24 protein-coding genes, 1 tRNA gene and 1 pseudogene are annotated in these 24937 nt (G+C 32.8%); 16 read left to right on the top strand and 10 right to left on the bottom strand.

The annotated features are described in order from the left end of the window. Positions 1-678 precede the first annotated feature (678 nt). The 4 genes and pseudogenes from NBRC110019_RS12655 to NBRC110019_RS12640 all read left to right on the top strand — a co-directional run. The gene (locus NBRC110019_RS12655) at positions 679-1527 is read left to right on the top strand and encodes a HamA C-terminal domain-containing protein (RefSeq protein ID WP_281755407.1); all 849 of its coding nucleotides are present in this window, start codon (positions 679-681) and stop codon (positions 1525-1527) included. After that, positions 1527-3788, top strand: coding sequence for a DEAD/DEAH box helicase (locus NBRC110019_RS12650; protein WP_281755405.1), 2262 nt, complete (start codon positions 1527-1529; stop codon positions 3786-3788). Before NBRC110019_RS12655 ends, NBRC110019_RS12650 begins: the two co-directional genes overlap by 1 nt. Before the next feature lie 44 nt (positions 3789-3832). Further along, positions 3833-4213, top strand: a complete 381-nt coding sequence (locus NBRC110019_RS12645) for a hypothetical protein (RefSeq protein ID WP_281755403.1) — start codon at positions 3833-3835, stop codon at positions 4211-4213. Next, a pseudogene (locus NBRC110019_RS12640) lies at positions 4213-4473 on the top strand (integrase core domain-containing protein); the annotation flags it as partial. The gene NBRC110019_RS12645 and the pseudogene NBRC110019_RS12640, both read left to right, overlap by 1 nt. Before the next feature lie 127 nt (positions 4474-4600). Here the strand turns inward: NBRC110019_RS12640 and NBRC110019_RS12635 are convergent. The 4 genes from NBRC110019_RS12635 to mce form a co-directional block, all read right to left on the bottom strand. Further along, positions 4601-6988, bottom strand: a complete 2388-nt coding sequence (locus NBRC110019_RS12635; protein ID WP_281755401.1) for an AAA domain-containing protein — start codon at positions 6986-6988, stop codon at positions 4601-4603. A gap of 70 nt (positions 6989-7058) precedes the next feature. Then, a complete protein-coding gene (locus NBRC110019_RS12630) occupies positions 7059-7277 on the bottom strand; it encodes a DUF3871 family protein (protein ID WP_309297646.1) in 219 nt (72 codons plus the stop codon). A gap of 90 nt (positions 7278-7367) precedes the next feature. Next, positions 7368-7441 (bottom strand) — tRNA-Ile (locus NBRC110019_RS12625). 60 nt (positions 7442-7501) lie between these two features. After that, complete coding sequence (gene mce, locus NBRC110019_RS12620) at positions 7502-7903, bottom strand: methylmalonyl-CoA epimerase (RefSeq protein ID WP_281755397.1); 402 nt, start codon at positions 7901-7903, stop codon at positions 7502-7504. Between the two features lie 106 nt (positions 7904-8009). On the opposite strand from mce, the gene NBRC110019_RS12615 reads away from it, so the two are divergent. The 12 genes from NBRC110019_RS12615 (at position 8010) to NBRC110019_RS12560 (ending at position 19421) form a co-directional block, all read left to right on the top strand. Then, the gene (locus tag NBRC110019_RS12615; protein ID WP_281755395.1) at positions 8010-8402 is read left to right on the top strand and encodes a ribosome-binding factor A; all 393 of its coding nucleotides are present in this window, start codon (positions 8010-8012) and stop codon (positions 8400-8402) included. Positions 8403-8411: 9 nt separating this feature from the next. Beyond that, entirely contained in the window at positions 8412-9608 is a 1197-nt protein-coding gene (locus NBRC110019_RS12610) for an ABC transporter permease (RefSeq protein WP_281755393.1), read from the top strand. 323 nt (positions 9609-9931) lie between these two features. Next, positions 9932-10345, top strand: coding sequence for a response regulator (locus tag NBRC110019_RS12605; RefSeq protein ID WP_281755391.1), 414 nt, complete (start codon positions 9932-9934; stop codon positions 10343-10345). A 3-nt stretch (positions 10346-10348) separates the two neighbouring features. Continuing rightward, on the top strand, positions 10349-10888 hold the full coding sequence (locus NBRC110019_RS12600) for a heme NO-binding domain-containing protein (protein WP_281755389.1): 540 nt from the start codon (positions 10349-10351) through the stop codon (positions 10886-10888). Then, positions 10888-12879: a PAS domain-containing sensor histidine kinase gene (locus NBRC110019_RS12595; protein ID WP_281755387.1), complete on the top strand. Its 1992-nt coding sequence runs from the start codon at positions 10888-10890 to the stop codon at positions 12877-12879. Before NBRC110019_RS12600 ends, NBRC110019_RS12595 begins: the two co-directional genes overlap by 1 nt. Before the next feature lies 1 nt (position 12880). Beyond that, positions 12881-14017, top strand: coding sequence for an FIST signal transduction protein (locus tag NBRC110019_RS12590; RefSeq protein ID WP_281755385.1), 1137 nt, complete (start codon positions 12881-12883; stop codon positions 14015-14017). Then, positions 14014-15081 carry a sensor histidine kinase gene (locus NBRC110019_RS12585; protein ID WP_281755383.1) on the top strand — a complete coding sequence of 356 codons (1068 nt, stop codon included), beginning with the start codon at positions 14014-14016 and terminating at the stop codon, positions 15079-15081. The genes NBRC110019_RS12590 and NBRC110019_RS12585 overlap by 4 nt, the downstream gene beginning before the upstream one ends. After that, positions 15068-15385 carry an Hpt domain-containing protein gene (locus NBRC110019_RS12580; RefSeq protein ID WP_281755381.1) on the top strand — a complete coding sequence of 106 codons (318 nt, stop codon included), beginning with the start codon at positions 15068-15070 and terminating at the stop codon, positions 15383-15385. The genes NBRC110019_RS12585 and NBRC110019_RS12580 overlap by 14 nt, the downstream gene beginning before the upstream one ends. Positions 15386-15407: 22 nt before the next feature. Continuing rightward, positions 15408-16142, top strand: a complete 735-nt coding sequence (locus NBRC110019_RS12575; protein ID WP_281755379.1) for a LytR/AlgR family response regulator transcription factor — start codon at positions 15408-15410, stop codon at positions 16140-16142. A 121-nt stretch (positions 16143-16263) separates the two neighbouring features. Further along, the gene (locus NBRC110019_RS12570) at positions 16264-16455 is read left to right on the top strand and encodes a hypothetical protein (RefSeq protein WP_281755377.1); all 192 of its coding nucleotides are present in this window, start codon (positions 16264-16266) and stop codon (positions 16453-16455) included. A gap of 850 nt (positions 16456-17305) precedes the next feature. Next, positions 17306-18544 carry a glycosyltransferase gene (locus tag NBRC110019_RS12565; protein ID WP_281755373.1) on the top strand — a complete coding sequence of 413 codons (1239 nt, stop codon included), beginning with the start codon at positions 17306-17308 and terminating at the stop codon, positions 18542-18544. 289 nt (positions 18545-18833) lie between these two features. Next, positions 18834-19421, top strand: a complete 588-nt coding sequence (locus NBRC110019_RS12560) for a glycosyltransferase (protein WP_281755371.1) — start codon at positions 18834-18836, stop codon at positions 19419-19421. Between the two features lie 156 nt (positions 19422-19577). Here NBRC110019_RS12560 and NBRC110019_RS12555 read toward each other — a convergent pair whose 3' ends face one another. Genes NBRC110019_RS12555 through NBRC110019_RS12530 form a run of 6 tightly spaced genes read right to left on the bottom strand, consistent with a single transcriptional unit; the run spans position 19578 to position 24935 of the window. Next, on the bottom strand, positions 19578-20495 hold the full coding sequence (locus NBRC110019_RS12555; RefSeq protein WP_281755369.1) for an alpha/beta hydrolase: 918 nt from the start codon (positions 20493-20495) through the stop codon (positions 19578-19580). A gap of 3 nt (positions 20496-20498) precedes the next feature. Then, positions 20499-21863 carry a glycoside hydrolase family 28 protein gene (locus tag NBRC110019_RS12550; protein WP_281755367.1) on the bottom strand — a complete coding sequence of 455 codons (1365 nt, stop codon included), beginning with the start codon at positions 21861-21863 and terminating at the stop codon, positions 20499-20501. Positions 21864-21867: 4 nt separating this feature from the next. After that, positions 21868-22206 carry a cupin domain-containing protein gene (locus NBRC110019_RS12545; protein WP_281755364.1) on the bottom strand — a complete coding sequence of 113 codons (339 nt, stop codon included), beginning with the start codon at positions 22204-22206 and terminating at the stop codon, positions 21868-21870. After that, positions 22207-22971, bottom strand: coding sequence for a rhamnogalacturonan acetylesterase (locus NBRC110019_RS12540; protein ID WP_281755362.1), 765 nt, complete (start codon positions 22969-22971; stop codon positions 22207-22209). A gap of 6 nt (positions 22972-22977) precedes the next feature. Continuing rightward, on the bottom strand, positions 22978-23964 hold the full coding sequence (locus tag NBRC110019_RS12535; RefSeq protein WP_281755360.1) for a pectinesterase family protein: 987 nt from the start codon (positions 23962-23964) through the stop codon (positions 22978-22980). Beyond that, entirely contained in the window at positions 23961-24935 is a 975-nt protein-coding gene (locus tag NBRC110019_RS12530) for an alpha/beta hydrolase (RefSeq protein WP_281755358.1), read from the bottom strand. Before NBRC110019_RS12530 ends, NBRC110019_RS12535 begins: the two co-directional genes overlap by 4 nt. Between the last annotated feature and the right edge of the window lie 2 nt (positions 24936-24937).

Raw genomic sequence — 24937 nt, 5'->3', positions numbered from 1 at the left:
ATATAAATAGTAAGGGTGTTTTTTGTTTATACAACTCTTCAGAATTAAGTTTAATTCTTATCCATGATTTCAGTTGAGTTATGGGGTGAGTAGGGTATCAACGAGGTTGTATCTTTGCGTTTAGTGGAGGAACTACCAGTATGATATTTACTCAATAATAGAAATGAAATGCTTACTAAATATTTCGTGGGCTTGCCCCGAAGTAGTTTCCTTTACACCGTTTGGCGATAGACACTTTCTCAGTTAACGGAATCATTTTCTAATTGAATCTTTAGATTATTAAAAATAAAATAAATAGTATTCTATATATGTGATTCTGTAAGTTATGATTCACTTTCATCTGTTGAAAATACAAAAATACTTTAAGAGAATTTCAATTAGATATCTAACCTTAAACAAGATCTTAGTTATTGAGTAATTAATAGTTTATTTGAGGGGGGGTGCATAGCAATGTATTCTATTTTCTGTTTTAAATGGTGAATAACGCCAACTGTTAGTGTAAAAATTAGTATATTTACAGGAGTTGCATCTTTTACTCCCAAAAACTTAACCTCTTAAAAATTGAAATGTTTACAACTAGGCAGCAAAAAATAATTTCTTGCCCGTAAGGGGTGGGGTACTTTGTGAGGTCCTTCACTTGAGTAAAAATTGAATTGGTTAAAAATTTTTTTGTAGAAAATGGAATCATTAATAGACTATACACAGAACTTGATATTTAAATTTGAATTTAGTTCAGATGGAAATTTTATTAAAGACACTTTTCATTTGGATTATGAATCTAATAAATATAGGGAAAAGGATTTAGTATCACTTATTAGAGATACTGTGCCATATTTCGCTTTGACGGAGGAAGAGTTTTCAGATTTAGAATCAATAGATCAAATGAGAATAGCTTGGTCTAGAATCTCTAAAGCTCAAAAAAACAAAAAGGGAGATTATGGAGAATTATTACTGTTTTTAATACTCTTAGTCTATTATAAAGCCCCAAAATTAGTTACTAAAGTAAGGCTTAGGACTTCAACTACTTTACAAATTAATGGTTACGACTGTGCTCATTTTACAATAGAAGATGATGAGCCAGTATTATGGATTGGGGAATCAAAATTTCATCAAAGTTTTTCATCAGCACTAACCCACTCTATCACTTCTTTAAATGAGCATTGTAATGTTCTTTTTACTTCTGATGAATTATCCATACTAAAACCCAATTTGGAAATTAACAAAGAGAACAAAGAAATTTTTCAAAGACTTCAATCTATTTTCAGAGGAAAATCAATAGATAAAATTAAGTTTAAAGTTCCAGTTTTGCTTACTTATGATAGTAAGTGTATTAAAAATAATGTAGAGACAAATGAGAAATTTAAATCTGAATTAATACAAGAACTAGAAAAGCTATATGGTTCAATTGATGAAAAGGAAATTGTAACAGATATAAGAAATATTGATTTTATTTTCTTAGTGTTTCCTTTTGAAGCTGTTTCTAACATAAAAGACAGCTTGGAAAATATTGAAAATATCTTAAGATAATGAATGACAATATAAATGATGACATAATTCCATTATTTCAAAATTCTTCAGAAATAGAAACTCAAGTTATTAAATCTGTAGAAGATTTAAAGAGAAATGGAACTCTTGATTTTTCAAATTTTAAAAATTTATTAGAAGGAACATATTTTCTTCTAAATTCAAAAGATGAGGATTTATATAATTTAGGCTTATATTCAATTTGCCACATCTGTGAATTTGTTCCCAAAGATGTATTCTTACTTGAATTATTACAAGATTGTATTATTTCATCTCGAATATTTCTTTACAAGGAGATGCTTCCTCAAGAAGTTAACATAGAAAATTCTTTCTTCGATTCTTATGTTAAAAGTTATTATACCTTAGATACAGGAACTGTTCTTACCAAGGATCAGAAAAAAATTATTGCACTTTTTAATGAGTATAAGAGGCTTATTGTAAGTGCTCCAACTTCTTTTGGAAAGTCAAGAATTATAGAGGAAATTATTGTTGGTAATTCATATATAAATATTGCTATAATATTACCTACAATTGCTTTATTGAGTGAAACTTATCTAAGATTTAAATCAAATGGATATTTAAAAGAAAAGTATAATTTGATAAATTCTTTAGGTCTCGTAGAGTCAATTCAGAACGATAACAAAAACATTTTTATTCTAACTCCTGAAAAAATGGATATGCTTTTAGATGAGAAGCCTAATTTGCATATTGATTTTTTTGTTATGGATGAGATTTATAAAATTCAAGATGATAAAGACAGGAAAAGTGTGTTTTCAAATTGTCTTTATAGGTTGAGTAAAATGGAGAATCATTTTTATTTAATAGGACCATATTTTGATGATTTTAGCCCAAATTTTAGAAGTACTACCAATTCATATTTTAAAAAATTCAATTCCGAAATTGTGCAGAAGGATACTTATAGTCTGTATAAAATGGAGAAAGGTGAAGAGTATGTAGTTGGAGATAAAACACTTAAATTTAAGAAAAATAAAAAATTAAACTTTAGGGATGTTATAAAATCTGTTGACGGTCAAACAATTGTATATAATTATAGGAAGGATTATGTTGAAAATCTGTCTAAGGACATAGTAAAAATTTTAGACAAATCAGATGAAACTAATTCAGATTTAATAGAATATATTTCTGAATCCATATCCCCTGATTGGTCTCTAGTAAAAGCTTTAAAAAAGGGCATTGCATTTCACCATGGTTCTGTTCCAAGATATATACAAACAGAAATTATAGATTCTTTTAATTCTCAAGAAATTGATATTATAGTATGCACAACTACAATAACTGAGGGGGTTAATACTTCTGCAAAGAATGTTATTTTATATAGTAATGCTATTGGTAAATTGGATAATTTATTGACAGGCTTTGAGGTTAAAAATATTAAGGGAAGAGCTGGTAGATTTAGGGTTCATTTTATTGGAAGAGTTTTTTATTTTCATGAAGTAGATGAAGATGATAAAGATATTATTTTAATAGATTATTATGACAAAGAGGAACTAGAACCAGAAGATGTTTTGCAAATTGATAAAGAAGACTTAAAAGATAAGAATTTAGAGACTAGACAAAGAATAGAAGATTTATTATCCAAGAACAAAATACCTTTATCACTCTTAAAGCAAAATAAATATATTCCAATTCACAAGCAAATAGGGTTAATAAATTTATTAAGAACTCAGCCCATACACCTTGAGTTGGTTTATTTTAAAGGGACACATCCAGATATGGGTCAACTAGATGAAATTTTCAATCTTTCTAGGGAATATCTATTTAATGAAAGAGACTATAATGACAGAGGTTTTATTGATAGGGAGTTAAGAAGATTGTTGAAATATTATGTATATCATAAACCTTCCATTAAACAACTAATTCAAGAGCAAAATAATAGTGAATACATTGATTCTAAAATTAGGTCTGTATTTAAGTTGATAACTCATTATTTTGAGTTTGCCTTACCAAGATATTTTAGAGCATTTGAGAACATATACAATTTTGTTTATCAAGAATATCATGGTGTTTCAGATGGTGGAATAAATTTAAAATATCTATTAACTTTATTAGAATTTGGTTTTGTAAGAGATAATGAAATAGCTCTTAAAGAAGCCGGTTTACCTAATGATATAATTCGAAAGATTTCTGAAAAATTTTCAGATTGCAATAGCTTACAACAAGTTAGACTTAAATATAAGTTAAACCCAAATATTATATCATCGCTATCATCTTTTGAACAGAAAATTTTTAAAAGATATATTTAGGCATGTTTTTAAACTAAAAAAATTGAACAGAGATAAGATTTTCTATGGCTACTTTAATTCCCTCCTATGATAAGATACTGAACTTAAAGGTAAAACCTGAGCAGGGAGAGCTACATTTATTAAAATTTTTGGATAATAATCTAGATTCTTCTTTTGAAATTTATTTTAACCCTTATATGAATGGAGATAGACCAGATATAGTGGTTATGAAGGAAGCCTACAATATGCTTGAACAGAAATACAGAAAAAAGAAATTTCACAAAATTAAAAACTGGACTTTTGAGAAACTTTGGACAGGGTACGAAGAGTATCTACAAAAGACTTTAGAATTATCAGGTAAATCCAGTTACAGAGAGGCAGACAAGCATTTGTGGGGCAAATCTTTTTACGAGCAACTGGAGAAAAATTTGAGAACTAATTTTTAAAAAAATATAATATGGACTTTTTATTAATTGGTGGGCAGCCTGATACTGGGAAAACCGAAACTATTTCAAGACTAGAGCGTTTTAATGGTTCCTACAGAAGAGGTGTTTTAGATAAATATATTTTTGAAGACATTAATCAAGTAAGAGAACAAACTATGACATGGGTAGAGGACTATAACAACAACCGACCTCATGATGCATTAGGAAAAATGGCACCAGTACCCTACGCAAAATTTAATTCCTTAGGAGGTACCTCCTAAGGAATTAAATGGATATTTTTGACAAATAAACAGTTCTAATCTGGGGAAGCCTACAACTACAATTTACTGCATTTTAGCAGTTTGCACAACTTTTTATAAATGCACAACGGGTTAAAGAAATAATTTTTTAGATACTAATTTCTTTACCAATTTTCATTAATTCAGTAATTAGTTGATTACTTTGGTTTAACCAAAAGTTAGTATCACCTACTAGAATTAATCTCTTTTTTGCTCTGCTTACAGCAGTATTTATTAAATTCTTTCCAATACTGTTAGGTGCTGATGTTTCTGTAAAAAACATATCTGATGTATCAACTATTGAGAGAATAACTGTATTCCATTCTTTACCTTGAGAACCGTGTACGGTCATAATTAATTGTTGATCTCTTAGTTTTGGTAACTCATTTGCTAATAACCTTAATTGCCCTTTTCTATAAGGAGTTAGAACAGCGTACTCTTCATTATTTTTATCAAACAATGTACTTAAACTTATAATTTTATGTACTTCATTTAAGCTCTCTCTTTTTCTTATTTCATCAAATCCTTTTGGAGCGTTAATATAAAATATTTCAGTATTACCATTTTTACTGCCTGATTTAAAATCCATGTTATAGACATACTTACCTAATATGTGTGCTAGGTTATTTCCAAATCTAAAAGTAGTTTTCAAAGCTTTGAAAGACATTTTTTCTTTAGTGATTTGAATTTTATTAGCAAAATTACGTAAACATTCATCCTTGGTCTTTGTAAATAAACTGTCAATACATGTACTGGTGTAATGCCATAAAAAGGCATCATAATATTTTTTGTCTTTTAAAATTTGGTAATCCTGTAATTCACATACAGGAGGTAATTGTTTATGGTCTCCTAGTAATGTAATGGGTATGTTTTTCAAAAAGGTAGGTAGAACTTTTATTGCGCTTGCATAGCCTGCTTCATCTACAAAAATATGGTCAACTTCTAAAGAAGTATCTTTAAATCTCATTATGTATGTGTCTAATGTACAGGCAACAACGGAAACTGATTTTAATTTTTCTTCTGTAGAATAGCTTTCAAGAATTATTATTTTATTTTCTAATTCTTTTATTATTGATGGAATATTTGAAATGTCTGATGTTGAATATTCCATATTCAAAACCTCATCAGTTTTAAATTCAGAATCTATTATAGTTAAAGATGATTGAATATCATTTTTTAATGCATTTAAATTTTCAAATTGCTTGAAAAAATCTTCTTTAGTTGTGTTGAATAGCCATCCAAAAGTACTATATGATTCTTCTTTGTTGCTGTGAATATTGGATCTGCATTTAAAAATTTCTGAAGTTTTAGATTCTAATTCTTTAAATGTAGATTCTAAGTACTTTGAAATATCCTGTTTCCTTTTTTCTGAAAGCTCAATGGTATTATTTAAAATTCTAATTTCTTCTTTATAGTTTCTTTTAACTCCGAAAAATTTCTGTGCTAGTTTTAATCCTAAACTGTTTTGCTTTTGAATTATTTGATATAGATGTTTTTGGTTTTCTATAAGCTGTATTTCCAAATCATTTATTTGATTTTGGTAATTAACTTTTTTATTTTTTAAATCCTTTACTTGTGAGTTTAGTTTATCTTGATGATTTATATTAGCTGTAAGATTTTCTAAAACTGTGGATGTTCTAGACTTATTTATTTTGTGTTTTTTTATATCGAAATCAGCGATTCTTTTAAGAAAATTGATTCTCTTATTGATTTCATCTATTTTTTTTTGAACACCTCTTACTTCACAAACATCAGGGTATTTTTCTGAAAAAGTAGAACTTGGATTTCCAAGGCGTATAAATTTATTGATACTAATTCCTTTATTTTGTGCTATAGGTATTATGGCTTCTAGAACTTGCTCAATTGCATTATTTGTAGGTGCCATGATTGAGACTTTTTTACCTTTGTTTATATAGTATAGCATAGCTTGTGTTAAAACCCATCTAGTTTTGCCAGTCCCAGGAGCTCCCCATATATAAGAAAAAGGGGAGCTTAAAATCATTTTTATAGAGTCTTTTTGTTCTATAGAAGTTCCAGTTTCAAACTGAATTTCTTGTAATGCGTTGGTTTTTAGTTCTCGAACTTGATTAGTTATTTCTGGAAGCTTAATTTTGTCACCATTTGAAGTGTACCACTCCTCTACATTTTTTACAAGAAATCTTAAACTAGATATAATTTTAAAATTTGATTTATTACTATCGTTAAAATCAAAAGGTAACTTTTCTTTATTTTTTTTTAGAAATAAAATTCTTTTTTCAGAGTCATATTCTACTACTTGAAATATATCTGAAAAATCTTTCCCATTGGCTAAATATCTTATCATGACAACCTCAGGATCGAACAATTTAGAGGAAAGCTTTAGGGTATAATGCTTGTTATCTTTTGTTTTGATAGAAAGAATATCTACTACCTGTAGACCTTTGTTGTTTTCCTCCAACCATGTATAATATAATTTTGCACTATTTATACATGTTTCTCTTATTTTCTGAGTAGTCATTTATTGGTTTATTTGTAACTTTTAAAGATAAAAAAAATATTAATGCCCAGTCCATTGGACTGAGCATTTCTCAACTCAAAAACCAATGGTAATTATTATCACCATTTAGAGCCTTTAATAAGCTATTAGAAAAACTATAGGCATTGTTACTTCTATCTAAGAAGGTATCAATATAGCTGCTCTTATTAGCTTGTGTAAACAAATTGTATAGCTTCCAGAGGTTAATATCTCCATTTTCAGATTTACAGAAGGAATCATCTTGGTAATAATCCCTAGCCACAGTAGAAATCTGGGATTAATTTATAATACAATTACATTATTTGCGTGCAAATAAAAAAGGCTTTAAGAATGTTACTTCTTAAAGCCTTTTTTTTACTAGTGGTCCCACATGGGCTCGAACCATGGACCCCCTGATTATGAGTCAGGTGCTCTAACCAGCTGAGCTATAGGACCTGCGTTTTGCGGATGCAATATTACTATTATTTTGTCTATGCACCAAACAATTTTCGCTTTTTATGAAATTTCCTGGCACAATTCTACCAGCACCCCATTAGTACCCTTAGGATGTAAAAAGGCAACCAGTTTATTATCAGCACCTTTCTTTGGAGTTTCGTTCAATACGGTAAACCCTTTTTCTTTCAAACGGGCAATCTCTGCGGTAATGTCTTCTACATCAAAAGCAATGTGGTGTATGCCTTCCCCTTTTTTAGCAACATACTTGGCAATAGGGCTGTCTTCTTTAGTGGCTTCCAACAATTCAATCTTGTTAGGCCCTACTTTAAAAAAAGACGTTTTAACGCCCTCGCTTTCCACCGCCTCTGTCTTGTATTCTGGTTCACCAAAAAGTGCTTCAAATAAAGCGTTAGAGGCCTCTATGTCTTTAACGGCAATGCCAATGTGTTCAATTTTTTTCATCTCTTGTTTGTGTTTTAATAATCTAGTCAACTCTATTAAATACTCAGAGGAGGTTACTTTTTCAATAAGAATGTGTAACCTGTACTAAATTACGTATTTTTGCCCTATGGAAAGTAACAGACAGAAAAAAATTGCAGGTGTATTGCAGCGCGATTTGGTAGATGTTCTACAAGGAGCCGCAAGAGAAGGAGGGTTACATGGGGTACTAATTTCGGTAACCAAAGTACAGGTAACGGTAGACCTTTCGGTAGCAAAGGCCTATTTAAGTATTTTTCCGCACGAAAAAGGACCTGAATTATTAGAGGGAATACGTGATAATAAGCACATGATTAAGCATAATTTATCGCAACGTACCCGTAACCAGTTACGCAGAATGCCAGAACTGGAGTTCTACATAGACGATTCGTTAGAGTATATAGACCGTATCGATAAGTCGTTAAAAGGCGATGAGAATCCAATTGAGAATCCTGATTTACTGGATAAACGTAAAAAATCATAAGCAGGTTAGTTGAATGTTCCTTTCTACATAGCCGGACGATACCTTGTTTCAAAAAGTAAGCAAAATGCCATTAATATTATCAATGGTATTTCTGTATTTGTAGTGGTGGTAGCTGCGGCTGCTTTGTTTGTAGTATTGGCTGGGTTTGCCGGATTGGAGAAATATAGCTTAACCTTTGCTTCGGTATTTGATCCTGATCTTAAAATTACCCCTAAAACGGGTAAAACCATTACAATTACCGATGCCAAAATGAACGATTTGCGCAACATCTCGGGTATTGCGTCGTACGCTAAGGTGATCGAAGAACGGGTGTTTCTTAATTTTAAGAACAAAAACCATATAGCGTATATCAAGGGGGTAGATGCCAATTATGGCAACGTAAATGCTATTGACAGTATTTTGGGCTATGGTGGTTGGGTACTTTCAGACAATACGGTGGTTATTGGTAATGGTATTTCTAACACGTTGGGCATGGGTATTTACGATCGTAAAAACCGATTACAAATTATTGTGCCTAAACCGGGTAAAGGAAGTGTTGCCAGTACCTCTAAACCGTTTAATGATGCCTTTGTAATTGCCACCGGAATTTACCAGGTAACCGAAGAGTTAGATAAAAAGTATGTGTTTACTCCTATAGATATGGCGCAACATTTGGCATCTATACCTAACAATGAGGTGTCGTTTATAGAGGTAAAACTTGCCAAAGATGCTAATCAGAAGGCAGTGATTAAAAAAATAGAACACCTGTATGACGGACGGGTAGTGGTAAAAAACCGAGAGCAATTAAACGATGCATTGTACAAAATGCTGAATACAGAGAATGTTGCTATCTATCTTATTTTTACGTTGGTACTTATTGTAGCGTTGTTTAATTTGGCGGGTGCTATTACCATGATGATTTTAGATAAGAAAGAGAATCTGAAAACGTTATATGCAATGGGAGTTACCCTTAAAAAACTCCGACTAATTTTCTTTTTAATGGGTGGCTTAATTACGGTACTTGGCGGACTCACAGGGTTGATTATAGGGTATGTATTGCTTTGGGTACAACAAGTGTATCCGTTTGTTTTTATTTCGCCAACATTGGCATATCCGGTGGTGCCTAAAGTAACCGATATGGCTATTGTAATGGTAACCATTACTATACTTGGTTTTGGTGCTTCTAAAATTGCTGCCAACCGCGTTTCCCGAAGGTTACTTACTTAGGATACTATAATTTATTTATATCGATAAAAGATTTAATTTGTAAGATTAGTAAGTCTTGATTTTTTTGGTTCGTTTTTTATTAAGTGAAAAATGAATAGTCAAGAACTCAAAATTATGGCAGATTAAGTGTGTTTATAGTGGGGTGTTATTTTTCTAAGGTTTTCGGGGTGAAAAAAATTATCAACATGTAATTGTTGAAAAGTGACAAAACCATTCGTCTACACTTATCTACCATTCAACTACAGTAAATACCTTCTAGAACACATCTATATAACCTCTAAATAAAAGTTGTGTACTTTTACATAGTTTAAAATGCTTTAGAAATGACAAATTCACTGAAAGTTTTACTTATTGAGGATGATATGATAGAAATTATGAAGTTGAACCGTACCGTTGGTAAGTTACAACTGAATCATTCTATTGTAGAGGCTAAGAATGGAGAGGAAGCTTTGCAAGTACTTGAGCAGCGGGATAGATTACCCGATATTATACTGCTCGATTTGAATATGCCTAAAATAAATGGTATAGAATTTTTGTCAATTTTAAAAAATAATGATACCTTGAGGTACATTCCTACAATTGTTTTAACAACTTCAAGCAATCAGCAAGATTTATTGGAGTGTTATAAGATTGGAATTGCCGGATACGTAATTAAACCTTTAAAATATGAAGATTACGTGGCCAAAATCTTGAGAGTATTAGATTATTGGAGCGTTAACGAACTTATAAAGGTCTAAGTCATGAAAGGAATCGTTTTTACCGAGTTTTTAGAATTAGTAGAGGAGAAATTTGGATTAGTAATGGTAGATACCATTATTGAAGAGTCTAATTTACCGTCTAACGGAATTTATACTTCCGTAGGTACATACGATTTTGCTGAAATGTTGCAGCTGTTAACTAGCTTGAGTGCACATACAAATATTAGTATAGATGATTTACTAGAAGTATATGCAGATCACTTTTTTGAAGTTATAAAAAGAAATTATGCGTTCTTTTTAGAAATGTATACAGATCCTATAGAATTATTGGCTTCTATAGAGAATCATATACACAAAGAGGTAATAAAAATTTATCCGGATGCCGAATTACCAACCTTTGAGGTTGTTGAAAAGACACAGGATAGTTTAGTAATGATTTACAGATCGAGCAGAGCAATGTATCATTTTGGTTTAGGGCTTATGAATAACACGTTTGACCATTTTAACACTACGGCAACCATTGTAACAGAAATATTGAAGGAGGATGGAACTGAAGTGAAATTTGTCATTCAAAAAACCTAATGGAGAACAAAGCTGCGATACTTAAAAGAGCTTTACAACGCGAAAAAGAGGCCAGAAGGCAATCGGAAAGGATTTTAGAAAAAAAATCTGCGGAGCTTTATGATTTAACGCTACAATTACAAGAATCTAATAATAAACTTCAAAAATTATTTATTGCTACTCGTTCAGAACTTACTGGGGTATTTGCCAATTTGGTAGATGCCTATCTAATGATGGACTTATCGGGGAATGTTCTAAAAATGAATGAAGCAGCTATAGCTTTATTGGGATATAACAACATTTCAGATGATAACCTTAATATTTTAGATATTGTAGTTGAAGAAGATAAAGAGGATATGGATGCTTCTTTTAAGCTTTTACTAAAAGATGGGGAGCTTAAAGATTTAAAAATAAAAATTCTTACCAAGTACAATACCGTTAAAATTCTTCATATTAATTGCAGTTTAATGTATAATGAGGCCAAAAAGGCTGTAGCTATACAGGGTATTTTTAGAGATATTACAAAGCAAAGGGAAGATGAACAAAAATTACTTTCTTCAGAAAATAGATTATTCCTTTTGATAGAACACTTAGATAGTGGAGTGTTACTACAAGATGAATTAAACAACACAGTTTTAGCAAATAAGCGACTTTATGATCTTTTTAATTTACCGGAGCGAGATGTAGATAATCCTTTAGACTCTCAGGATATTATAGATATAATTGAAGATAAAGATCTTTTTGAGGATAACGAAGCGATTAAAGAGCGTTATAAAGAGCTAATTAGCAACCGCGTTGAGGTGCTGGGTGATGAGCTTGTTTTAAGAAACGGAAAAGTGTTAGAACGTAATTATTCTCCGGTTTTTGAGGATAATGTTTTTAAAGGTCATTTATGGAGTTTTAATGATATTACTTTTAAAAAGAAATATAGAAAGAGCTTAGAAGCAGAGCGACAAAAATATAGTAATATTATTGCTAATATGAACCTAGGGTTGATAGAAGTAAGTGTTGATAATAAAATACTTATGGCGAACCAAACGTTATGTAAAATGACAGGGTATGAAGAGAGCGATTTACTAGGTAGATATGGAGCAGACTTAGTATATAAAGAAGGGGTCGATGCAATCGAAAAAGTGCGAGCGAATAGAAAGAATGGAATCTCTAGCTCGTATGAAGTGGTAGCGTATACAAAAAAAGGTGCCAAACGGTACTGGCTGGTTAGTGGTGCACCCAACTATAGTATAGAAGGTAAATTGCTTGGGTCTATTGGTGTTGTGTTAGATATTACAGACCTGAAGAATTTAGAATTACAGAAAGAAGCCTTAGTACGAAAGCTCGAGAAAAGTAATGCAGAACTGCAAGAATATGCACACATTGTATCCCATGATTTGAAGTCGCCTCTAAGAAGTATTTATGCTTTGGTAAGTTGGTTAAAAGAAGATAATGAAGGTAAGTTAGATGATATGAGCATGCAGAACTTCGCGCTTATAGAGTCTACCTTAGAGAAAATGGAACAGTTAATAACAGATATTCTTAACTATTCTAGTGCAGGAGCCAACACCATTGAGTTGGAACAGGTAAATACAAGTGCCGTTATTAAAGAAATTCTACAATTGGTTTATATTCCGGCTAATATAAAAGTTAATTTAGATACTGAAATGCCAGTTATTCAGGCGGAAAAAACCAAAATTCAACAGTTGTTTCAAAATCTTATTAGTAATGCAATAAAATTTATTGATAAGCCTGAAGGAGTTATAAATATTGGAATTATACCTGATAAAAACGTGTATAAGTTTTATGTGAAGGATAATGGTATTGGAATTGAACAAAAGTACCATGAAAAGATTTTTGAAATCTTTCATTCGCTTAATAAAAGTAAGGATTCTACCGGAATTGGATTATCCATTGTTAAGAAAATAGTAACACTCTATGGCGGAGATGTTTGGGTAGAGAGTGAAAATGGAAATGGAACAACCTTTTATTTCACTATTAACAAAAAAATAAGGACATAATATGAAAACGGTTCAATTGAAAAGGGGAAAAGGCACTGATTGGGAATATGTTGGGCCTTCTATAACACTAAACAAACCATTAGTATTGGTGTTTGGAAATAGATTTTTATTAGAAAAAAAAGGAATTTACGAAGAGATAAAAGATATGTTTCCTGATGGGGGAATTGTTTTTGGGTCTACAAGTGGTAATATTTCGGCTAATATGGTTAATGACGATAGTATTACTATTACCGCTATGGAATTTGATAAAACTTCGTTTGAAATACATACAGAAAACGTTCTAGATAAAAAAGGTGACGATTACCAAACCGGATCTAATCTAATGAAAAAGTTTTCTGAAGAAGATTTACAATTTATGTTTTTAGTTACTGATGGTAGTTTTATTAACGGTAGTAACTTAACAAGAGGTTTTAGCAATGCTATGAATAACCGCATTTTGGTTACGGGTGGTATGTGTGCAGATGATACCCGCTTTGAGCGTACATTATCTTCTTACAATGAAAACCCTAAAGAAGGTGAAATTGTGGCTATTGGTTTTTACGGAACCTCGTTGGAGGTAACTTCGGCTATTTATGGTGGTTGGACACCCTTTGGACCAAAGCGTATTGTAACAAAATCAGATGGCAATATGCTATTTGAGTTAGATGGGTTACCAGCTTTAGAATTATATAAAAATTACTTAGGAGATAAAGCAAAAGATTTACCTGCCTCGGCCTTGTTATATCCGTTAAATGTGGTAGCTCAAGGAACGAAACATTCTATTGTACGCTCTATTTTAAATATAGACGAAGAACAGAATGCCATCATTTTAGCAGGTGATATTCCTGAGAAATCAAAGGTACAGTTAATGATGACCAATGTAGATAATATTGCAACGGCATCAGAAACTGCTACGAGAATGGCCATGGAATCTAGAAAGACGTCTCCCGATTTGGCGTTTTTAGTGAGTTGTATTGGTCGTAAGTTAGTATTAGATCAACGCGTAGAGGAAGAGGTAGAAGAAGTATTAGAGGTGGTTGGTACAGACACTGTACTTAGCGGATTCTACTCTTACGGAGAAATAGCTCCTTTTCAGGGTGAAGGAGGATGTAGATTGCATAACCAAACCATGACCATAACCTTGATAAGCGAATTATGAATTCATTGCTGAAACGACAGATACGTAAATTTCTTTCAACAGAATTGGCAGAAAACCCTGAGCTTGAAGCTTTTTTTAAGGCTATAAGTTTATCGTATGACAATTTTGATGAGCAGTCTGTTATGATTCAACGTGCAATGCAATTAAGTTCAGAAGAGTTGTTTAGCGTTAACGCTAAACTACGTAAAGAGAGTACAGAGCAAAAAAAGGTAATAAAAAAACTTAATAAAGTAATTGATACCTTAAAGATATCTGACTTAACTAAGGACTCTAATGATGAAAGTATTGAATTACAAGGTGGTAGTAAGTTAGTAGACTTAATTAATAATCAAGCGCAGGAGGTGTTGGCAGTAAATAAGCAGCGTGCTAAATTGCTTAAAAATCTGGAATTGCAAAATGAAGAGCTAAGTAATTATGCGCATATGGTATCGCACGATTTAAAGTCGCCTTTACGTAGTATTGATGCTTTAACCATGTGGTTAAAAGAAGATTATGAGGGGGTGTTAGATGAGGCAGGAGTAGAAAGTTTGGTAATGATTAGAAACAATGTAGAAAAAATGGAAACCCTGATTAATGGAATTCTAGAGTATTCTACCATTGATAAAACAGATATTAAATTAATAGATGTAGATATTAACTTTTTGGTACCTGATATGCTTAAAAGTATGTATGTTCCTAATCATATAAAGGTAATTATTAAAAACAGGCTTCCTGTGGTAAAGGGACATGCGGTTAGATTGCGACAAGTTTTTCAGAATTTAATTGGTAATGCCATAAGGTATAATGATAAGGAAGAGGGAATCATTACTATTGGTTGCGCAAACAAAGGAAGTCATTGGGAGTTCCATGTGAAGGATAACGGTATAGGAATTGAAAAGCAATATTACGATAAGATTTTTAAGACCTTTGAAAAACTAGGAAACAATCCGGAGGCAACTGGTATTGGATTGTCTATAGTAAAGAAAATTATAGAATTTTATAATGGAAAAGTTTGGTTGACCTCTACACCAGGTGAGGGGACAACCTTTTATTTTACTTTAAAAAATAGATATGGAAACACCTAATTTTAGCTATATTAATGACCTTTCAGGGGGAGATAAGGAGTTTGAAACACAGTTGTTTGGTATACTTAAGGAAGAACTCCCAAAGGAGAAAGAAAGTTATGAAAATTTCATAAAAGAAAAAAAAAATGAAGAAGCAGGGCAAGTTGTACATAAACTTAAACATAAAATTAGTATTTTAGGGATGGAAAAAAGCTATGTCATTGCCGATACTTATGAAAATAACTTAAGAAAGGGCAATACTAATTTGAAAGAAGAGTTTGAAATTCTTTTGCAAATTATAACCGACTTTTTAGAAGAAAATTAATCGATAAACTAAAAAAAATTGTATGAATTGTATTATTATTGATGACGAGGCAACTGCCAGAGCCATCCTTTTACAATTATGTACAAAAGTTCCTGAATTGAATGTAATAGGAGAATTTTCTAACGCCATTCAGGCTATTAAGTATTTAAATCAGAACGAGGTTGATCTTATTTTTCTGGATATTCATATGCCCGACTTTACAGGGTTCGATTTAATCCAGACAATTAAAAATCCCCCAAGAATTATTTTAACAACTTCTGATGCTAATTTTGCCATTGAAGCTTTTGAATATGATTGTATTGTGGATTATTTAGTGAAGCCTATTTTATTGCCAAGGTTTGAAAAGGCAATACAAAAAAGCAAAAACTTTACTCGAGAAGTTAAACCTGCCGAAGGTGAGGTTAATACACCTTCTGGGGATGATAATAAGGAGCCTGAGACTTCTACGCCCGATTTATATGTGAATATTGATAGACGACTTATTAAAATAGATATTCCTAGTATTTACCTTATTGAGGCTAAGGGTGATTATATAAATATTAAGACGGAAGATAAGAATTATACGGTGCATTCAACGCTTAAAAAGATTGAAGACAAGTTACCCGATCATACTTTTTTAAAGGTCCATAGATCGTATATAATTAACATTCACAAGATTATTGATATAGAAGATAATAGTGTGCTAATTAAAAAGGATGTTATACCAGTAAGTAGGTCTAACAGACCCGAATTAATGAAACGTCTTAACTTATTGTAACTTCAATACCTTAGGAATAAACCCATTCGTCTACAGTAAACCTACAACCATCGAAATATGAAGTAGTATGTATTGATTAAGTGATACTTTTGAAATGTAATTAAAACTCAAATAAGATATCATGGAATTAATACTTTACCTAATTGCTTTAACGATGGTTTCCGGTTTGATTTTAAAGAGATTCAATTTAAAAGATTTCTTTAAATGGATGTGCAACATAGTAGGTTTTAAAGATATTCCTGATACTGGTAAAACTACACCATTTTTTGTTCGTGTAGATAGTAAAAATCCAAATTCTTACAGAAAATTGTAAGCCTCTTTTTTGAGTCCTAGATTAGAAATTAATACGTATTGTACGTTTAAAATAAAGTAGCAGATTGGTTTTTTCATAGCTATTTAGTTGGTTATTATTTATGACAGGGGAGCAATGTTCTCCTGTCATCTATAAAACATAAAAAAACATAGAGAAGAGAGTAGTAGTGTAGTTTTTTATAAACAAATTTAGTTGGTTATTTTTTGGGAAAGGAGGTGTTTTCATTTCCTTTCCTAATACTAAACTTAGACACTCAATACACAGGAAAAATCCTGTTGTATTTAGATAAAGCAGATTAGTTTTTTTTCATAGCAGATTTAGTTGGTTATTTAAAAGGAAAGGAAGTACCCTAATCTTCCTTTCCTTTCTAAAACCAAAGAAATTTTAAGAATAGAATATAGTAAAAGATTTTTCATAGTAAATTTAGTTGGTTATTTAAAAGGAATGGAGGGGTAAGCCCCTCCTTTCTTATTTCAAAAAGGCTGAAAAATATATCATAATAATACGTGTATTAAGTATTGTTGATACGAAGTGAACTACTTCCTTTTTTAAAAAAAGGAATTTAGTAAGAGAGAAATTAATTATAAATCTAAGAAGTTTATTTATTTAAATTGTGCTGTGTTTACATATAGCTCATTTTATTTTTATATTAGGTAGTGGTGCAGCTGTATATGTTGTATTTTATTAATTTGTGAGTTTAGTACGAGATGGGTATATACTATTAATTGGTTTATCTTAAATAAAATGCCATTCATCTATAGCAATAAGTCATTTGGCTATGCCCCTACTTTTTTAAATGCTTTTTAGTAGATATTTGTTATAGAGTTTAACCTGTTAGTTGTTTTGAATTATGAAGTTGGCAATTGTAACACCTTACCCTCCAAGTAAAGTAGCGCTCAAGGAGTATGCCTTTCATCTGGCTAAAAGTTTTGCTCAGAAAGAGGCTATTGAAGAGTTAATTCTGTTAACAGACAGAACCGATAAGCCTAAAAATTTATCTTTTACAACAGCAGGGTGTTGGGTAAAAGTAAAGCAATGTTGGTCTTTAGATAGTTATACAAATGTGGTATCTGTTATAAGGGCTTTAAATAAAACAAAGCCCAATGCGGTCTTGTTCAATTTGCAGTTTACGAATTTTGGTAATAAAAAAGTTGCTACTGCATTAGGGTTGTTATTACCCGCAATGTGTAAGTGGAAAAAGATTCCAACTATAGTTCTTTTACATAATACTGTTAAGTATAGTAACATGCTTAATAACAAGTATAAAGACAATGTTTTGTTGCAAAAAGGAAATAATCTATTAAGTGCATTTTATGAACGCTTATTATTACAAGCTAATGAAGTGGTATTTACATTGCAGAAAAATGTAGATGATTATAAGAATATCTATAAGAATAAGAATATATCCTTAATACCCCACGGAACCTTTTATATACCTGAAGTGTCTTCTAACACTGAGTTCGAAGGCACTCTACAGGTATTGGCTTTTGGAAAGTTTGGAATTAACAAAAAGGTGGATAGGTTAATTGAGGCAATTGAAAAAATTAGATACAGGAGGAATATAGATGTAGAGATTGTTATTGCAGGTACCGATAGTGATGAGGTAACCGGATATTTGGAAAATGTAAAGGAATTGTATGCAAATGTACCCAAATTGAAATTTACCGGATACGTAGAGGACTATGAGGTACCTGCCATATTTAACCGTAGTACGGTTGTGGTATTACCGTATGTTGAATATGGAGGAAGTTCTGAAGTATTACACATAACGGCTAGTTATGGAAAAGCCATGGTGGTTCCGAATATAGGAGATTTTCGTGATAAATTAGCTCAGGAAGGTTTTTTGGGTGAGTTTTACGAAACTGATAGTGTAGACAGCATGGCTGAGGCTATAGAAAGTTTATTACTAGATGAAGAGTACAGAGCACAACAGGAGACAGCAAATGCTCTTGCCGCAAGAGTGAATCCAATGGATAAAGTAACCGATATGTACATGGAACGGTTTTATAAAATGCTCAGTTCTAAAAAAGAACAACCGGTTGTAAAGAAGAAATTAAAAACAATTAAAAGTATATCTTTTCTTAAGTAAATACTGCAAAGGAAGAGAGTAGTCGAAAGCAGCTTTTTTGCCCCATATCACCAAATCCAATGCTTAATTTGGAGAAATTCCTCATCGAAATGTATATTTCTTTGGGGAATTTCTGCAACTAGGCTTTATTACTTTTTCTGGTAGTAAGAAAACTATATTGATAAATATCATATCTACATATATAAAGTCTTCATTCATCGATACAACAATTCCAATGACCGAAATACGACGATTATAGTGATTAATGAATGGTATTTTTGAAGTATTAATTAAAAGCATCCCTTTGATAATGAAAACTGGAATCATCATACCGTGTTACAATGTAGGAAGAGAATTGGATGTAAACTCATTTATAAAATTTGTTGAGGCCAATAAAGAGTACCATATCTGTTTTGTAAATAACGGAAGCAAGGATAATACCCTTCAGTTGTTTTATAACTTACAGATGTTAGATAACTTAAATTTTAGCATTGTAGATGTTAAGAGACGTGTGAGCAATGAAAATGCAGTAAGAGCTGGTGTACGTTTTTTGTATAACCAAAGCAATGTACCGGTAAATGGATACATAGTGCTTGAGTTTTCTAACGATTTAGAAAGTGTTCTTAAAAAGCAAAATATAGTTGATAACAGTAATGAACTGTATAAATTTTATGGCTTAGGACGTTGGAATTTTGCAGCAAGATTATCACACTTTTTGAAAAATGAAATTAAGATTATCAAGAGATATAGGGTAGGATTTTATTTGTTACCTGAACTAATTTCTGATATGGTGAAAAGTATAATAAGTCGCATTCCTCCTGCACAAGAAAGCTACTTGGCTGAACATCCGAATAATTTGGAAAAAGGAAAACTTATTTTCCTTTATGAACGTATATAGGATGGGTTAACCTCAGTTATTGTTAAATGGTTTTGTAAGCTTGGTAGTATCTCATGAAGTTTGAATTATAGCTTTTTTCCCCAATTCAATTTTTTCCCTCCCCAAACCCAGAACGGCCTTACCGAAAGGAAGGTCGTTCGCTCTTTATATAAAGTATCAGTTTTTTTTCGTAATAATACGTATTTCTTTTAACCAAAGTATGCATAGTTGTTTCCATTGGTTTGTAAGTTCTGAGGCATTGTAGGTTCCTATAGCATGCTCACCGGTAGGAAACACATGTAAAGTACTGGGTACATTATGTGCTACCATAGCCATATAAAACCTAAGGCTATTGCTTACGGGTACTGCCGGATCGTTTTCGGCATGGGCTAAAAACGTAGGGGGCGTATCTTCAGTTACCTGAAAGTAGGTAGAATACCTATGTTTTAATGTGTCGTTCGCATTTTTTCCAAGCAAATTTTCAACACTTCCCTTATGCGTTTCAGATTCCATGGAAATTACCGGAGACACTAATAGCATATAATCAGGTTTAAATGGTAATGTACTTATGGTATCATTTATATGAGTTACATTTTCTGTATGGGTACCAAGTATAGATGCCAGATGTCCACCTGCAGAGGTTCCCATTATACCTAGTTTATTGGTGTCAATATTCCATTTCTCAGCATTGAATCGTATTAACTGCATTGCACGTTGGGCATCTTGTACGGGGGCCAAAATTCTATCTTTTAAATCGGGTGAGGTGGGTAAGCGGTAAATAAGAACAAAGGCAGCAATACCTTGGGTATTTAGCCATTTGGCCAATTGAAAGCCTCCAAGATTATAAGTAAGATGATGGTAACCACCACCCGGACAAATAAGCACGGCTGCACCGTTAGCTTCTTCTGGAGCAGGATAGAATGCATAAATCCCAGGAGTAGCTACTTGCGTAATTCGTTCTCGTTCCTCAATATGTTGTAGCTTCATCCCTTTGCTATTAGGCATATTGCCTACAGGCCATATGGGTATAAATTCTTGTGAATATCCCAATATGGAAACTAAGAGTACTACTAGTAGGGGTAGTTTTTGCATCATAGTTTATTTTACAGCAGTAGGTAGCGTGGCTTCTTCGCCTATAATTACGTTGTCTATGGTTACATGTTGGGTATTGGTAACCGAAATACCATTTTTTGCCTTTTCAACGGTAATATTAGAAAGAAGCACGTTTTCAACTTTACTTTCTTTATATCCTTGAATTACAATGGCGGTACCACTTGCTTTATTGCATTGTACGTTGGTAATTTCAATATCCTTAATCTTAGAGTTATAGCCATTGCCTTCTCCGTGGTAATTGGCGGTCATGTAAATGAGATCTTCAGTTTCATCAAATGAAAGATTTTCTATATAAATATCTTTAATATACCCGCCACGGTCTCTGTTAGTTTTAAAGTAGATGCCTCGTTTAACGTAGCCGTGGCTTTTAGAGTTTTCAACAAATACATTTTCAACTCCGGCAGACATTTCACTACCAATTACCAAGGCATGTAACCCTTTAAATAAACAGTTGCGTACCACAATATTCTTTGAAGGAGTAGCCGCATTGGCACGACCTTCATGGTCTCTACCTGCTTTAATGGCAATGTTATCGTCACCATTGTTAAAGGTTACGTTTTCTATAAGTACATTGCTACTATATTCTAAATCGATACCATCATTATTTTTATTATGCGCATCATAGGAAACTCCTCTTATGGTTATTCCTTTACATTTTAGAAGGTGTAAGCACCAAAATGGGGAATCTTCCATACGCACGTCTTCTACTAAAATGTTATTGCAATTAATCAATTGTACCAATTGTGGGCGTAAATAATGTCCTTCACCAAAAATACGTTGATCAACAGGCACAGAATTATGATTCATATCTCTGGTGGTCAGCTTATCATTGTTTTCTTTAGGTTTCCATTGTAACCAAGTAGTAGCAGCTTCTCCGTCTATGGTTCCTTTTCCGGTAATGGCTATATCATGTAGGTTATATCCATATATAAACGGACTATAATTGTAGATAAAGGTACCTTCCCAACTGGTATACACTAGTGGATAATCATTTGTATTACTGCCAAATTTTAGGGTAGCACCTTCCGCTAAATGTAAATTCAAATTATTAATTAAATGAATAGGTCCGCTGATGCGGTAATTCCCTTTCGGAACCACTAATGTACCTCCGCCCTTTTTTTGAAGTTTCATGAGCGCTTTGTCAAAGGCTTTTTTATTATCGAAACTGCCATTTCCTTTTCCTCCCGTCTGTAGTAAGGAGATCCTATTTTCAGGGATAGAGGGTAAAATGATCGTTTCTAAGATGCTTTTTACCTTTTCCTTTTGTTCTTGTTTACTTAATTGCGAAAAGCTGTTATAAAAGCTAAAAAGCAATAAAACGGGTACTATGTAATGTTTGTTTAATTTCATCTAATTATAGAAAATCTTCTCGTATGGGACTAAACGAGTCTATTAGCATACCTGCTTCCAGGCATTCGGCTCCGTGTTCTTTATTAGGTTGAACAAAAAAACCATCACCAGTTTCCAGAATTTCTTCTTTTCCGTCAATGGTAATTTTGAATTTACCAGAAGCTACATAGGTTCCTTGTGTATGAAAATGCGCATGTAAGGTTCCTATAGCGCCTTTTTCAAAGCGTACTTTAACAACCATTAATTGGGTATTGTATCCAATAAATTGCCTGCTGATTCCTGAGCCGCAATTTTCCCATTGAGTATTTTTATTTATAAAGAAAGAATCGGTTGAGTATGCCATTTATTGTAAAATTTTGTGAGATAGAGTTTCTGGTTTTATATACTTTTTAAGGGACAAATTTTGGTTGGCTATTTCTTGTAATGCAAGCGAAGCCACCAGTGTTGCACCTTTTTCAGAAAGATGGGTGTTATCCTTTTTCCCATTGGGTACATAACTATTTGTATTTGGAGGAATGTGTAAGTGTAGTTCTTTTGATTTTTCGGTGCCGTATTGGGTTTCCAGTTGTTCGGTTAACCACTGCATATCTACAAAGGGTATGTCCATCTCTTTGGCTACCATGCGTGTTATAAGAGGGTAGGCACCATGTGTATCTTCCAACACATCGTATTCATTAAATTTTCTACGTACAATAGAGCTCATTAAAATAGGGTAGGCACCTTTAGAGCGCGTGTCGTTTACGTATTTTTCTAAATTATAGCGGTAGGCTGTATATGGGTTGGTATACCGGTCTTTGCTTTTAAATTTTTGGTCGTTATGCCCAAATTGAATGATGACGTAATCCCCTTTTTTAAGGGTTTTCATAATACTATCCCAACGGCCTTCCAACAAAAAACTTCGTGAACTTCTTCCGTTCACTGCATGGTTTTGTATAGAAATAGCATTGGTCATTAACAGGGGTAACATTTGCCCCCAGCCATGTTCAGGGTTTACTTCAGGATCCTTTTTATTAGCCATGGTAGAATCACCAATAAGGTATAGGGTAGGCTTTTGAGCATAACTTAAAGTGAAACAGCATAGCACTAGTAGTACCATTAGTTTTTTCATGCGAATTTATTTTTCAGGATTCCAGTTGTCACATCCTTTTAAGATGTTATTTACTTTATATTTTTTTAGTTCTTTATCGGTTAGTTGGTGCGACCAGGCTACACGGGTTTCAGCAGAAGCCCCTTCACCCACGCTTTCATACTCGGCATAATAGGTAGTTTTGTCTTTATCAGGAAACATTTTATCACCTGTCCACGGATTCCAACCCTCTTTTAGTATATGTGCATCCATACGGGTGCTTATGAAAACCGTTTTAGCATACGAGCGCCAGGGTCTCCCTAAATATACTTTATCTACACCATCTGCGGCAATTAAATGGGCATTAAAAAAAACATACCCAAACGTTTGATTTTTAGGTGTTGCTGCTGCAGTAATATAGGAGTTTACTAAACTTTTAATGGTACAGTCTTTAAAAACTACGGTGGCTTCTCCAAAAATAAAATCGGTGGTACCTTGTATAAAACAGTTTTTGTAGTATTGTCTGCTCCCTTCGGTTGCGGTATATAGGGTATCTTGGCAACCCAGTAAGTTACAGTTTTTGGCAATAAATCGGTCACCTTCTACATGTAATGCTACCGCTTGTCCTTGGTTGCAAGACGTATTTTTAATGGTTAGATTCTGTAATTGTATGTCGTCTCCTTGCACTAAAACAGTATAAGAAGTAAACGTACTATGTTTTTTATGGGTTACCGAATCAATTTTTCCTGAGTAATCGCTGTGAGAAATAATGGTTTTGTCTTTGTCTTCTCCTATAAGGGTTAATTGGTGTTTCCAACTAGGTATTTCTAGTTTTTCTTTATAGATGCCGTTTTTGATAAAGATTTCAACTACGCCTGGTCCCAGATCTCTGGTAGAGTTTACTGCCTCTTGTATAGAGGTATATTCACCTGAACCATCCAAGGAAACGATAATTTTACGGTACGGATTGGTATCTTGTGCTAAAAAGCAGGATGTATTTAGTAGTGTTATGAGTAAGATTAGTATTTTTTTCATGAGGAATGTTTTAATGTTTTGTTTAGAAACGCAAGTACATACGATAGGGTAGGCTCATACCAAGGGTGTAATAACCAAAAGGAATGTGGGGCACCTTCTAAGGTGTGGGTTTCGGTATAAATTTTGTAGCTGTTTAATTGGGTAATCATGTCATCTCTACCAGCATGAAATCTGGGTTGCGAACTATTGATAAATAAAATAGAAGGCGTATGTTGGGTAACATAATTTAGTGGAGAGGCTTGCTCCCAAATGTTTCTGTTTTCAATTTTAGTAGCCCCTAACCATTGTGCTGCAATGGTGCCTTCTTCAGATTCGGGATGAGTGAACGAAACAATACCGTCTATGTTGATAATTGATTGTACGGCATCGCTTGTCTTACTCGTTGTTTGGAATATAGAAGAGTTGGGTGTTACCCCTACCAAGGTGGCTAACTGAGCACCAGCTGAGGTACCTAAAATAGCAATGTGATTACCATCTGCATGTAATTGGTTTTCATGTTCTCTAATATATTGAATAGCATGCTTAATATCAATAACTGCAGCGGGGTAGGTAGCCTCTTTGCTGAGGCTGTAACTTACAGGGATAGCAACATAACCATTTTTAGCCAAATGCGTTGCCATAATCGATTGGTTTTGCCGTTCACCAACAACCCATCCACCTCCATGAATTAATAACACAACAGGAAGTAAGCTTTTGGGGGTTGTAACACTCGAAAAATACACATCAAAACAAAGCGATGAGGTGGATGTATTGTGGTACACAACATTTTTTTTAACCGTTACCCCAGTGGTATCGGTTATTTGTATGGGGTCAATAAAAGGGTACTTCTCTTTATATTTTTCATAAGTAGTTTGAATGGTATAAGGAGGTAACTCTTTTTTTACTTGGGTGTTTTTTTGAGAGTGACTTACACAACTACATAGGCATAGCAATACTAGTAAGATGCCTGTATGTAGTTGTATGTCTCTCATGA

This window comes from Neptunitalea chrysea, assembly GCF_027924145.1.
GTDB lineage: Bacteria > Bacteroidota > Bacteroidia > Flavobacteriales > Flavobacteriaceae > Neptunitalea > Neptunitalea chrysea.
This window is presented reverse-complemented; position numbering and strand designations above follow the sequence as displayed.

Bases quoted from the DNA above. Each gene is read 5' to 3' on its own strand.
- NBRC110019_RS12570 (WP_281755377.1), top strand. From the start codon at position 16,264: ATGGAATTAATACTTTACCTAATTGCTTTAACGATGGTTTCCGGTTTG.
- NBRC110019_RS12550 (WP_281755367.1), bottom strand. From the start codon at position 21,863: ATGAAATTAAACAAACATTACATAGTACCCGTTTTATTGCTTTTTAGC.
- NBRC110019_RS12575 (WP_281755379.1), top strand. From the start codon at position 15,408: ATGAATTGTATTATTATTGATGACGAGGCAACTGCCAGAGCCATCCTT.
- NBRC110019_RS12560 (WP_281755371.1), top strand. From the start codon at position 18,834: ATGAAAACTGGAATCATCATACCGTGTTACAATGTAGGAAGAGAATTG.
- NBRC110019_RS12655 (WP_281755407.1), top strand. From the start codon at position 679: ATGGAATCATTAATAGACTATACACAGAACTTGATATTTAAATTTGAA.
- NBRC110019_RS12555 (WP_281755369.1), bottom strand. From the start codon at position 20,495: ATGATGCAAAAACTACCCCTACTAGTAGTACTCTTAGTTTCCATATTG.
- NBRC110019_RS12605 (WP_281755391.1), top strand. From the start codon at position 9,932: ATGACAAATTCACTGAAAGTTTTACTTATTGAGGATGATATGATAGAA.
- NBRC110019_RS12535 (WP_281755360.1), bottom strand. From the start codon at position 23,964: ATGAAAAAAATACTAATCTTACTCATAACACTACTAAATACATCCTGC.
- NBRC110019_RS12540 (WP_281755362.1), bottom strand. From the start codon at position 22,971: ATGAAAAAACTAATGGTACTACTAGTGCTATGCTGTTTCACTTTAAGT.
- NBRC110019_RS12645 (WP_281755403.1), top strand. From the start codon at position 3,833: ATGGCTACTTTAATTCCCTCCTATGATAAGATACTGAACTTAAAGGTA.
- NBRC110019_RS12545 (WP_281755364.1), bottom strand. From the start codon at position 22,206: ATGGCATACTCAACCGATTCTTTCTTTATAAATAAAAATACTCAATGG.
- NBRC110019_RS12565 (WP_281755373.1), top strand. From the start codon at position 17,306: ATGAAGTTGGCAATTGTAACACCTTACCCTCCAAGTAAAGTAGCGCTC.
- NBRC110019_RS12650 (WP_281755405.1), top strand. From the start codon at position 1,527: ATGAATGACAATATAAATGATGACATAATTCCATTATTTCAAAATTCT.
- mce (WP_281755397.1), bottom strand. From the start codon at position 7,903: ATGAAAAAAATTGAACACATTGGCATTGCCGTTAAAGACATAGAGGCC.
- NBRC110019_RS12595 (WP_281755387.1), top strand. From the start codon at position 10,888: ATGGAGAACAAAGCTGCGATACTTAAAAGAGCTTTACAACGCGAAAAA.
- NBRC110019_RS12580 (WP_281755381.1), top strand. From the start codon at position 15,068: ATGGAAACACCTAATTTTAGCTATATTAATGACCTTTCAGGGGGAGAT.
- NBRC110019_RS12600 (WP_281755389.1), top strand. From the start codon at position 10,349: ATGAAAGGAATCGTTTTTACCGAGTTTTTAGAATTAGTAGAGGAGAAA.
- NBRC110019_RS12590 (WP_281755385.1), top strand. From the start codon at position 12,881: ATGAAAACGGTTCAATTGAAAAGGGGAAAAGGCACTGATTGGGAATAT.
- NBRC110019_RS12635 (WP_281755401.1), bottom strand. From the start codon at position 6,988: ATGACTACTCAGAAAATAAGAGAAACATGTATAAATAGTGCAAAATTA.
- NBRC110019_RS12530 (WP_281755358.1), bottom strand. From the start codon at position 24,935: ATGAGAGACATACAACTACATACAGGCATCTTACTAGTATTGCTATGC.
- NBRC110019_RS12615 (WP_281755395.1), top strand. From the start codon at position 8,010: ATGGAAAGTAACAGACAGAAAAAAATTGCAGGTGTATTGCAGCGCGAT.
- NBRC110019_RS12585 (WP_281755383.1), top strand. From the start codon at position 14,014: ATGAATTCATTGCTGAAACGACAGATACGTAAATTTCTTTCAACAGAA.